The organism is Paraperlucidibaca sp. (assembly GCF_982810325.1).
Genome location: NZ_CEYEMI010000011.1, coordinates 54,235 through 64,310, shown reverse-complemented (window position 1 = coordinate 64,310; position 10,076 = coordinate 54,235). Strand labels below are relative to the sequence as shown.

14 protein-coding genes are annotated in these 10,076 nt (G+C 54.1%); 9 read left to right on the top strand and 5 right to left on the bottom strand.

The features are described from left to right. The 3 genes from AC3DKE_RS05840 to AC3DKE_RS05830 form a co-directional block, all read left to right on the top strand. The coding region (locus tag AC3DKE_RS05840) for a YajD family HNH nuclease (RefSeq protein WP_487990215.1) at positions 1–324 on the top strand (324 nt) is incomplete at its 5' end. A gap of 157 nt (positions 325–481) precedes the next feature. Then, positions 482–679, top strand: coding sequence for a CPXCG motif-containing cysteine-rich protein (locus tag AC3DKE_RS05835; RefSeq protein WP_411729535.1), 198 nt, complete (start codon positions 482–484; stop codon positions 677–679). A 51-nt stretch (positions 680–730) separates the two neighbouring features. Further along, positions 731–1,780: an NAD(P)H-dependent flavin oxidoreductase gene (locus tag AC3DKE_RS05830; RefSeq protein WP_487990214.1), complete on the top strand. Its 1,050-nt coding sequence runs from the start codon at positions 731–733 to the stop codon at positions 1,778–1,780. Positions 1,781–1,838: 58 nt separating this feature from the next. Here the strand turns inward: AC3DKE_RS05830 and cyaY are convergent, their stop codons facing one another. Continuing rightward, complete coding sequence (gene cyaY, locus AC3DKE_RS05825; protein ID WP_340676035.1) at positions 1,839–2,153, bottom strand: iron donor protein CyaY; 315 nt, start codon at positions 2,151–2,153, stop codon at positions 1,839–1,841. An 87-nt stretch (positions 2,154–2,240) separates the two neighbouring features. Between cyaY and lptM the strand changes: the two genes are divergently transcribed. From lptM to AC3DKE_RS05795, 6 genes are all read left to right on the top strand, one after another. Continuing rightward, positions 2,241–2,456 carry an LPS translocon maturation chaperone LptM gene (lptM, locus tag AC3DKE_RS05820; protein ID WP_340676034.1) on the top strand — a complete coding sequence of 72 codons (216 nt, stop codon included), beginning with the start codon at positions 2,241–2,243 and terminating at the stop codon, positions 2,454–2,456. Positions 2,457–2,479: 23 nt separating this feature from the next. After that, a complete protein-coding gene (gene lysA, locus AC3DKE_RS05815) occupies positions 2,480–3,727 on the top strand; it encodes a diaminopimelate decarboxylase (RefSeq protein ID WP_340676033.1) in 1,248 nt (415 codons plus the stop codon). Positions 3,728–3,801: 74 nt separating this feature from the next. Beyond that, the gene (gene dapF / locus AC3DKE_RS05810; RefSeq protein WP_487990213.1) at positions 3,802–4,647 is read left to right on the top strand and encodes a diaminopimelate epimerase; all 846 of its coding nucleotides are present in this window, start codon (positions 3,802–3,804) and stop codon (positions 4,645–4,647) included. Continuing rightward, the gene (locus AC3DKE_RS05805) at positions 4,644–5,345 is read left to right on the top strand and encodes a DUF484 family protein (RefSeq protein ID WP_487990212.1); all 702 of its coding nucleotides are present in this window, start codon (positions 4,644–4,646) and stop codon (positions 5,343–5,345) included. The genes dapF and AC3DKE_RS05805 overlap by 4 nt, the downstream gene beginning before the upstream one ends. Further along, positions 5,342–6,256 carry a tyrosine recombinase XerC gene (locus tag AC3DKE_RS05800; RefSeq protein WP_487990211.1) on the top strand — a complete coding sequence of 305 codons (915 nt, stop codon included), beginning with the start codon at positions 5,342–5,344 and terminating at the stop codon, positions 6,254–6,256. Before AC3DKE_RS05805 ends, AC3DKE_RS05800 begins: the two co-directional genes overlap by 4 nt. 24 nt (positions 6,257–6,280) lie before the next feature. Continuing rightward, positions 6,281–6,979 (top strand): HAD family hydrolase, encoded by a 699-nt coding sequence (locus AC3DKE_RS05795; RefSeq protein WP_487990210.1) that lies wholly within the window; start codon positions 6,281–6,283, stop codon positions 6,977–6,979. A 79-nt stretch (positions 6,980–7,058) separates the two neighbouring features. Here AC3DKE_RS05795 and AC3DKE_RS05790 read toward each other — a convergent pair whose 3' ends face one another. The 4 genes from AC3DKE_RS05790 to glnK form a co-directional block, all read right to left on the bottom strand. Beyond that, a complete protein-coding gene (locus tag AC3DKE_RS05790) occupies positions 7,059–7,916 on the bottom strand; it encodes a cation diffusion facilitator family transporter (protein ID WP_487990209.1) in 858 nt (285 codons plus the stop codon). A gap of 50 nt (positions 7,917–7,966) precedes the next feature. Next, positions 7,967–8,224: a hypothetical protein gene (locus AC3DKE_RS05785; RefSeq protein WP_487990208.1), complete on the bottom strand. Its 258-nt coding sequence runs from the start codon at positions 8,222–8,224 to the stop codon at positions 7,967–7,969. A 161-nt stretch (positions 8,225–8,385) separates the two neighbouring features. Then, the gene (locus AC3DKE_RS05780) at positions 8,386–9,633 is read right to left on the bottom strand and encodes an ammonium transporter (RefSeq protein ID WP_379071292.1); all 1,248 of its coding nucleotides are present in this window, start codon (positions 9,631–9,633) and stop codon (positions 8,386–8,388) included. A 21-nt stretch (positions 9,634–9,654) separates the two neighbouring features. After that, complete coding sequence (gene glnK / locus AC3DKE_RS05775) at positions 9,655–9,993, bottom strand: P-II family nitrogen regulator (RefSeq protein ID WP_379071295.1); 339 nt, start codon at positions 9,991–9,993, stop codon at positions 9,655–9,657. Positions 9,994–10,076 lie beyond the last annotated feature (83 nt).

Genomic DNA, 10,076 nt, shown 5'->3' with positions numbered 1-10,076 from the left:
GAACAGCTGAAATACAACGCCAAGCGAGCTTCTGGCTATCGAGAGCAGGCGCTGAAGCTCTTTCCCCATATTTGTGGTCGCTGTGCACGAGAGTTCTCTGGCAAGAATCTACCGGAGTTAACCGTGCATCATGTCGATCACAACCATGATAACAATCCGCCGGACGGCAGTAATTGGGAACTCTTGTGCCTCTATTGCCACGATGAGGAGCACTCGAAATTCGAAAATCTCGTGCGTTATGGCAGTAGAAAAGAAAGCGAGAGGGCTCCAGCAACCCATAATCCCTTTGCAGATTTAAAGGAACAAATGGATAAGAAGAAATAGCGCTTTAGTACATTCTTATCAGCAATATACAAGCCAGCTAACAAGGCCATCATTACAGCGGCCTGCTGGCCATTACGGCTGATGATAATAGGCTCATGGTGTCGGTCGGCTTAAGTCAGGCGCTATGTGCCATAGTATTGAGAGTAGGGAGTAAAGAATGGAGTTCTTAGCCGAGAAGATTATTAGATGCCCGTACTGTGATGAGTCTCTCGATGTGCTCATAGATCCCCAAGAAATTGGTCAACAATATGTTGAGGATTGCCAAGTATGTTGCAAGCCAATCACGTTCCACATAACTTCAGATTCGGCTGGCAACGTTGTTGTTTCGGTGCACGATGAAAATGAAACTTATTAGTGAGCACATAACAAGGTGTTGGTGCAGTGGGCTCGCTGAGATGGACGGCTGATGAGAATTCAAAATCTTCTAGGTATAGAGCTTCCAATCATTCAAGCGCCTATGGCGGGTGTGCAAGGCAGTGCGTTAGCAATCGCCGTATCCGGTGCTGGTGGGCTGGGCTCGCTCCCTTGCGGCATGCTCAGCCTTGAAGCCATGCGCAAGGAGCTGGCGGCTATAAAAGCGCATACCAACCGCCCCTTCAACGTTAATTTCTTTTGCCATACACAGCCCGAGCCAAATAGTGAGCAGGAGGCGGCTTGGAGGGCGGCGCTGTCGCCTTATTACGAAGAGTATGGGATAGACCTAGGCGCTATCGCTGGGGGAGCCGGACGTTTGCCTTTTAGCGCTGAAGCCGCCGACGTTCTGGCGGAATTTGAGCCTGCCGTTGTAAGTTTCCACTACGGCTTGCCCGAGCAAGGTTTGTTGGACCGCGTGCGGAAGTGGGGTGCGAAGATACTATCTACGGCGACAACGGTAGATGAAGCTCGCTGGCTGGAGGCGCAAGGAGTCGACGCCATTATCGCGCAAGGTTTAGAGGCTGGGGGCCACCGTGGGATTTTCCTCTCGGAAGATCTAAGCACACAGCTTGGAACCTTCGCGTTGCTCCCGCAAATTGTTCAGGCAGTGAATATTCCAGTGATCGCCGCAGGAGGCATCGCCGACGCAAACGGCGTTGCGGCTGCTATGTCTTTAGGTGCTGCAGGAGTGCAAGTAGGCACGGCTTATATGCTGTGCCCAGAAGCCACTACGAGTGCAGTTCACCGAGCTGCCATCAAGAGCGACTCGGCGATATTTACCGCCCTTACCAATGTGTTCTCTGGGCGACCGGCTCGTGGCATTGTCAATCGCCTGATGAAAGAGCTTGGGCCTATGAGCTCAGTGCCTCCCGCTTTTCCACTGGCCTCGGCTGCATTGGCCCCACTGCGTGCGGAAGCTGAGCGCTTGGGGACGGGAGATTTTTCGCCGTTATGGGCAGGCCAAAATGTAAGCGGCTGCAAAGAAGTCCCGGCAGCTGAACTAACCTTGGAGCTTGCTGAGGGCGCTAAAGAGGTGCTTTAGCCAGTTGCTTTAGACAGTGAATGGCAAACTGGTGCTTGAGCAGTGGTAGCAAGCCATCTTAAGTAAACGAGATCTTCTCGCCACCCTGCTCCACCACCACCCGCGTCAACAGCTCCTGCAAGGTCTCACCTGTAGATTGGCAAAACCACACATCATCCTGCCGACCCAAATGAAAACCACCTGATCGCGCCGCCACCCAAATCTCCAGAGTGGCCACCTGGCGATTAATGATGATCTTGCTGCCGTTTTCCGCCGTCAGTGTGAGAATGCCCGAGCTCATCTCAAAGTCGAGCTCGGTGTCGGCGTCTTCAACTTGCTGCTCTATGCTTAGTAAAGTGGCTTCGGCAAGGGCGTTAAATTCTGACTCATTCATGGCGATCTCGATGCAATAGGTGGGCTTGGGTAAATGCGTGTGCTACCGCATAATAGCGCACTCTAAATTGGCTACGAGATGATTGCCATGATTCGCATCGTGATGTTGCTCGCCGTGAGCCTCGGCGCCGCTCTGCTTAGCGCCTGCGGCCAGAAAGGCCCGTTGTATTTTCCACCTGCCAATGCCGAGCCTTATAAAGCGCCCGAGCGTAGTGCGCCGCCAGAGTTTCCTGAGCTTGAAAAAAAGCCAGCGTCCAGCGAGCAAACTGATGCGCCAAGTAGCGACGACCAGCCGGCCTCTTAACTGACTTTATTGTAGGATTTTGCATGACCTCGCTTTCCCTGATCGATGGCACACGCCACCTCGAAGCCATCGCCCTAGAATGCTTAGCGGAGCGTTTCGGCACGCCGCTGTATGTCTATTCACGCGCTGCGCTCACGGCCAACTACCAAGCCTTCGATGAGGCGTTTGCCGAAGTCGAACATCAGGTCTGTTTTGCCGTTAAAGCCAACTCCAATATTGCTGTGCTCAATGTCTTGGCACGCCTTGGCGCGGGCTTCGACATTGTTTCTGGCGGCGAGCTTGAGCGTGTTATTGCTGCCGGTGGCGAGCCTAGTAAAATCGTGTTCTCCGGCTTGGGTAAAACCGAAGTGGAAATTCAGCGCGCCTTAGAGCTGGGCATTGCCTGCTTTAATGTTGAGTCCGAAGCTGAGCTTGATCGCATCAATGCGGTTGCTGCGCGCTTGAAAGTGAAGGCGCCGATTAGCCTGCGCGTGAACCCCGATGTCGATGCGCAAACGCATCCGTACATTTCTACCGGCTTGAAAGAAAACAAATTTGGTGTGGCCATTGAGCGCGCACCAGAAGTCTATCGCCGCGCGATTGCACTCGGGCATTTAGACGCCGTTGGCATCGATTGCCATATTGGTTCGCAGCTCACCAGCACAGCGCCATTTTCCGATGCGCTCGATCGCGTGTTAGCGATGATTGATCAGCTCGCCGACGAAGGCATCACGCTATCGCATATCGATATCGGCGGCGGTTTGGGCGTGCGTTACAAAGATGAGACACCGCCGACACCGGCTGAATATGCCGCTGCACTATTGCCGCGCTTAAAAGCTCGCGGCCTGAAGGTGTATATGGAGCCCGGCCGTGCGATTGCTGCCAACGCCGGTGTGCTGCTAACGCGAGTGGAGTTTGTGAAGCCCACTGAGCATAAGCATTTTGCTATTGTCGATGCCGCCATGAACGACTTGATTCGCCCGGCGCTGTATCAAGCATGGATGGATATTGTGCCGGTAACGCCGCGCACGGAAGTCACCAGCCAGCGCTACGATGTCGTTGGTGCTGTCTGTGAGACAGGCGACTTCTTGGGCAAGGACCGCGATTTAAGCATTACCGCAGGCGATTTATTGGCCGTAACGGGCGCTGGCGCTTATGGTTTTGTCATGAGCTCGAACTACAACACCCGTGGCCGTGCTGCTGAAATCATTGTCGATGGTGATCAAGCTTGGCAAGTTCGCCGCCGCGAGACCACCGCCGATCTCTTAGCCCTTGAATCGTTGCTGCCCTAACAACACAATAGAGCCGTTCGCGAGTCGCTAGGCCATGCAGGCCGCTAGACTCGCCCAAGCTTAGGAGCCCGCACATGCGTCTGGAATTTACCAAGATGCACGGTCTCGGCAACGACTTTCTGATGCTGGACTTGGTATCGCAACGCGCCCGTCTCGATGCGCAGTTTATCCGCCGCTTAGCCGACCGCAACACCGGCGTCGGCTTCGATCAGCTGCTCATTGTTGAGGCGCCAACACGCCCCGATGTTGACTTCCGCTACCGTATTTTCAATGCCGATGGCTCTGAAGTGTCGCAGTGCGGCAATGGCGCACGCTGCTTTGCCCGCTTCGTGCGCGACCGCCGCCTCACCCGCAAAGACCAACTCTCGGTGGAAACTGCCAGCGGCGTTATCCAGCTCGACATTACCGCCAATGGCTGGGTCACCGTTGATATGGGCGCACCTATACTCGCGCCTGCTGCCATTCCCTTTAAAGCCGATATGGAAGCACTGGACTACGACTTAGTGCTGCCTGATCGCACGCTGCGCATTGCCGCCGTGAGCATGGGTAACCCGCACTCAGTCTTACGTGTGGAGTCGGTAGCGAATGCACCCGTGGCCGAGGTTGGGCCATTGATTGAAGCCCACAAAAACTTCCCAGAGCGCGTCAATGCCGGCTTTATGGAAGTTGTGCATCGCGGCCATATCCGACTACGTGTGTATGAGCGTGGCACTGGCGAAACGCAAGCGTGTGGCACCGGGGCTTGCGCTGCCGTGGTCGCTGGCATTCGCTGGGGTCTACTCGACTCCACCGTGCGCGTAAGCCTGCCCGGTGGCGAGCTGACTATTTCATGGGCCGGTGGCGAGACCTCGGTGATGATGACTGGGCCCACGGCGCGCGTGTTCGATGGCGTACTGCGCATTGGTGAGGGCACGGCGTGAGCTCGTCATTGAGCACTCGCTTAAATGATGCTGAAGTCGCGGCATGGCTTGCCAAGCATCCTGAGTTTTTCGAGCACCATCCTGAGCTGCTGGCCACGTTGCATATTCGCCATGAGCATCAAGGCCGCGCGGTGTCACTCATTGAGCGTCAAGTCACGCAGCTACGCCGCCATAACGATGAACTCAGCGAGCGCCTGGAAGAAATGATTCAGGCGGCCAGCCATAACGACGCACTGTTTGAGCAACTCAGCAATGTGCTCTTGCGCGTAGTCGGCAGTGCCAGCATCGCGCAAATGGGCACGCGCTTATTTAACGAATTACGCGAGCCCTTCCACTGCCAGCAAGTGACCATGTTGCTGCTACAAGAGCAGGCACCAATGCCGTGGCGTGCGGTATCCGTGAGCGCATTTGATAAACGCCTGCCTGGTCTTTTAGCTGGCCGCCGCGCCTTAGCGGGCAAATGGCGTCGAGATGAGTTTCGCTTCTTATTTGGCGACGATGGCCTGAACTTAAGCTCGGCAGCCATCATTCCGCTCTGTGCCGGCGAGCAAGTCGTTGGCGTCTTAAACTTAGGCTCAACCGAAGCCAGCCACTTTCGCTCAAGCATGGATACGATGTTTATCTCGCACTTGGGCGATGTCGTTGGCGAGCTGCTCGGGCGCTTTTTACGCCACCCAAATAGTCTCGACTTAGCATGAGCTTCGCAGAGGATATCGCTGCCTTTTTGAGCTACTTAAACAGCCAGCGCCTCGCCTCGCCACACACTACCAAAGCCTACGCGCGCGACCTGAATGCCCTTGTTGAGTTTTTTGCCAATCACGGTGTCAGCAACTGGCGCGACTTCACACGGCCGCTGCTAGAAGCGTGGATAGGCGAATGCCGCGATCGCGACCTGAGCACGCGCAGCATTGCTCGCCAGCTCTCAGCGGTGCGGCGCTTCTATGATCATCTCTCGCGCACGCAAGAGGTGGGCGAACATCCAACGCGTGGCTATCAGATGAAGCAACGCGGCGTTGCCCTGCCGCAAGTGCTCGATGTTGACCACATTCAGCAACTACTCGATGCCCCGCCTCCTAGTGAGGAAAAGACCTTAATTTTGTGGCATCGAGACAAGGCCATGCTTGAGCTTTTTTATTCCTCCGGTCTGCGTTTAGCCGAGCTATCGCAACTCAAACTTAGTGACATCGATTTAAGTGCCGGCCTAGTCACCGTAGTCGGCAAAGGTCGAAAGGTGCGCGTGTTGCCAGTGGGGAAAATGGCACGCGAAGCTATCTTGACGTGGTTAGGTACGCGGCCAAAGTTTGTTCGCGTTGGTACCGAGAGCTGGTTGTTTTTGAGTCAGCGCGGCGACCGCTTAACCGAGCGCAGTATTCAGGCGCGCTTAGTGCATCAGGCCAAACGCGTCGGCCTCGATAGGCGCTTATATCCGCATTTGTTGAGGCATTCTTTTGCCTCGCATCTGCTAGAGTCCAGCCACGACTTGCGCGCGGTGCAAGAGCTGCTCGGTCATAGCGATATTCGCGCCACTCAAATCTACACACACCTAGATTTTCAGCACTTGGCGGCAGTCTACGACCAAGCCCATCCGCGCGCAAAAACCAAACCCTAAAGCGCATATGGCGCGGGAGTACGCATGACCCCGATTCGCCTGATTACCTTCGATCTCGACAACACGCTTTGGGATGTGGAGCCGGTGATTGTTCGCGCCGATGCCGCCATGCACAACTGGCTTGCACAAGCGCATCCCGAATGGAAAGCGCTCGCACACGCCGACTTTTTAGCGTGTCGACGCGAGGCATGGGAGCTGTTTGTCGAGCAGCGCCATAATATGACTGCACTGCGCATTACGACGTTAGAAATTGCACTGGCCCAATGCGGCATTAGCGATGAGCAAGCGCAGCTCTCAGCGCGCGCGGCATTTGCGGTTTTTTATGCTGAACGCAATAACATCACGCTGTTTGATGATGCCATCGAGATGCTGCAAACCTTGGCGAATCGTTACGACTTACACGCAATTAGCAATGGCAATGCCGACATTACAAAAATGCCAATTGCTCCGTATTTTCGGGCGAATTTTTCGGCTGAAAGTGTCGGTGCAGCTAAGCCCGATCCAGCGCCGTTTTTAGCGGCACTGAAATACGCCGGCGTTAGTCCAAGCGGAGCAGTGCATGTTGGCGATCATCCCGAGCAAGATGTGGCGGCGGCGCAAGCGGTGGGCATGCGCGCGATTTGGTTTAATCCGCAGCGCGCAGCATGGCCATTGGCTGGCAAACCAGATGCCGAAGTACATGCGTTAGCGGACTTGGCGGAAGCAATTACTTCGCTTAATTAAGGCTACACTGATGGTGGCCTACTTGGCCGAAAACTATGTTCAATCTAGCGCTCTGCTAGATTGGCATTTTACTCGCAGGCTAGTGCCGCTCGCGCTCAGCCATCGGCGCCATGTGTAACGTGATATCGCACTCTGGCAGTACAGCACGCACCGCATCTTCGACCTCATCACAGAGCGTATGCGCCTCACCAACACTAAGCTGTCCTGGCACCAATAAGTTGCCATCAACAAAACGTCGACGACCAGACTTTCGCGTTCGCAGCGCACTAACCTCAGTACCAGCGGGCAATGTTTTTGCTAATGCTTCATCTAGCTTGCGCAACTCATTCGCCGGCAAAGCCTCGTCCATCAGGCCCGCTAAAGCTGGTGCTAACACACGCAGACCGGTGAGAAATAAATGCACTGAAACTGCTAAGGCTAATATTGGATCTAGCCAGGCCTGCGAAGGCAAAAGCCAGATCACCGCCAAGCCAGCAACAATAGCGACCGAAGTCCAAACATCAGAAAGTAGGTGCTCGGCATCGGCGCGCAGCACAAGACTATCTTCCTCACGTGCGACACGAAATAGCTTCCACGCTGTAGCCCCGTTTAGTGCCGAAGCGAGCACGGTGATAAGCAAGCCAAAACTCATCTGCGTTAATGGTGCTGGACTCTGTAGACGCCCCCAGGCGGCAGCAGCGATGCCAACAGCAGCCACGATAATTAACAAGCCCTCGGCTGCTGCTGCAAAATACTCTGCTTTATCATGGCCAAATGGATGCTCTGCATCTGCTGGCTGCGCGGCGATCGTGAGCACATAAAGCGCAAAGCCGGCAGCAGCGAGATTAACTAATGACTCTAGCGCATCAGACAGAATGCTTATCGAGCCAGTCAGCGACCACGCCCACGTTTTTAGCGCCATCGTTGCCAAGGCCGTGATGATAGACAGCACGGCCATTTTTTGTAGCCGCGAGAGTCTTAGTGGCACTTTAGCGTTTACAGAGTGGCTCACCCGTGAGCGCCCGAGTCGGCCTCAGGTGGCACTTCGTTTATGCGTCCACCGGATGCTAAAAAGCGCTCCATTTCGGCCTCTAATTCGCGACGTAGCGATTCTTTTGCCGATGGGCTTAAGCTTTCCGCCTCGCTCACCTCATTGCGTTTGCGCGCAGCGACTTCGGGGTCTACATCGACCTCGGGCGCCTCAGTGGCATCATTGTCATCGTTAGCTATGTCGTCTTCATCGTAGTCATAATCGTTATCGGCCATGGCCAGTTCTCCACCTGCTATACAAGATGTGATGCTGCAACGACTGAAGGCATTTGACCAGTGCTGTTGCGTAAATAATGAGCCATTAATCTTAAAATTTTTCAGCATGAAAAAAGGGAGCCCGTAGGCTCCCTCTTTAATCAACTAAGCGCACTGCAAGCTTAGTTCACTTTACCGCGAGTAAACTCAGGGTAAGCTTCCAAACCGCACTCAGCTGTATCGACACCGTTGTACTCTTCTTCTTCTGTTACGCGCAGCCCGAAGACTACTTTGATCAAGCCCCAAACAATCAGGCTAGCGAAGAATACCCAAGCGAAGATGGCAGCAATACCGGTCAACTGAGCAACCAGAGTTGCATCCGGGTTGCTGATGCACACAGCCAAGAGGCCCCAGATACCGACCACACCATGCACCGACAGCGCACCCACTGGATCATCGATTTTCAGTTTATCGAAGGCCAAGATGGAGAACACTACTAGTACACCACCCACAGCACCGATCAACGTTGCAAGACCAGCACTTGGCGTTAATGGTTCAGCGGTGATCGCTACCAGACCAGCCAAGGCACCGTTCAGAGCCATGGTTAAGTCAGCTTTACCGAACAGTAATCGGGCCAAGAGCAGAGCAGCAACCAAACCACCAGCAGCTGCCATATTGGTGTTAACGAAGATGGCAGCAACCGCGTTGGCATCATCGAAGGTCGACATTTTTAACTGCGAGCCGCCATTAAAGCCGAACCAACCTAACCACAGAACCAGCGTACCAAGTGCTGCAAGCGGCATGTTGGCACCAGGAATTGGGTTGATTTGACCATTAGGACCGTACTTGCCTTTACGAGCGCCGAGCAACAGTACGCCAGCCAGAGCAGCAGCAGCACCTGCCATGTGAACGACACCAGAGCCTGCAAAGTCTAGGAAGCCAGCTGTATTCAACCAGCCTGAACCCCATTTCCAATAGCCTTGTACAGGATAGATGAAGCCTGTCATCACGACAGCAAAGCCTAAGAATGCCCATAGCTTCATACGCTCAGCTACGACACCGGAAACAATCGACATACAGGTCGCGACGAACACGACTTGGAAGAAGAAGTCCGACATCACCGAGTAGTAAGGAGCATCTTCACCAACCATGGCATCGGCAGTGTTTTCAGCGCCAATCATAAAACTGAGTGATGGCATCCAGCCTGCTTCAGCACTGCCGTACATGATTTGGTAGCCGACCAGCATGTACATGATGCAAGCAATGGCATACAGCGCCACGTTTTTAGTGAGAATTTCAGCGGTATTCTTGGCGCGAACGAGGCCAGACTCCAGCATCGTGAAGCCAGCCGCCATCCACATCACCAAGGCGCCACACATGAGAAAATAAAACGTATCAAACGCATATTTTAGTTCAGTAAGTTCAGTCACGAGACTTCTCCTAGCTTAATCTTAGATGGCATCGACGCCGGACTCGCCGGTGCGGATACGAATGACCTGCTCTAGCGCCGTGACAAAAATTTTGCCGTCACCGATTTTTCCGGTGTTGGCCGCATTGGTAATAGCTTCGATAACTTGATCGACTTGCTCGTCGCCAATGGCGATATCAATTTTCACTTTGGGCAGAAAGTCCACGACGTATTCAGCGCCGCGATACAGTTCGGTATGGCCTTTTTGGCGACCAAAACCCTTCACTTCAGTAACGGTGATGCCCTGCACTCCAATATCTGAGAGCGCTTCGCGAACATCATCGAGCTTGAATGGCTTAATGACAGCAGTGACCAATTTCATGTTGGCGTACTCCATACTTGGGAGATGACTGCCCCGAAGGGCAGTCGAAAAACGATGGGATTAGAAGGATTTTGAGGCGGTGA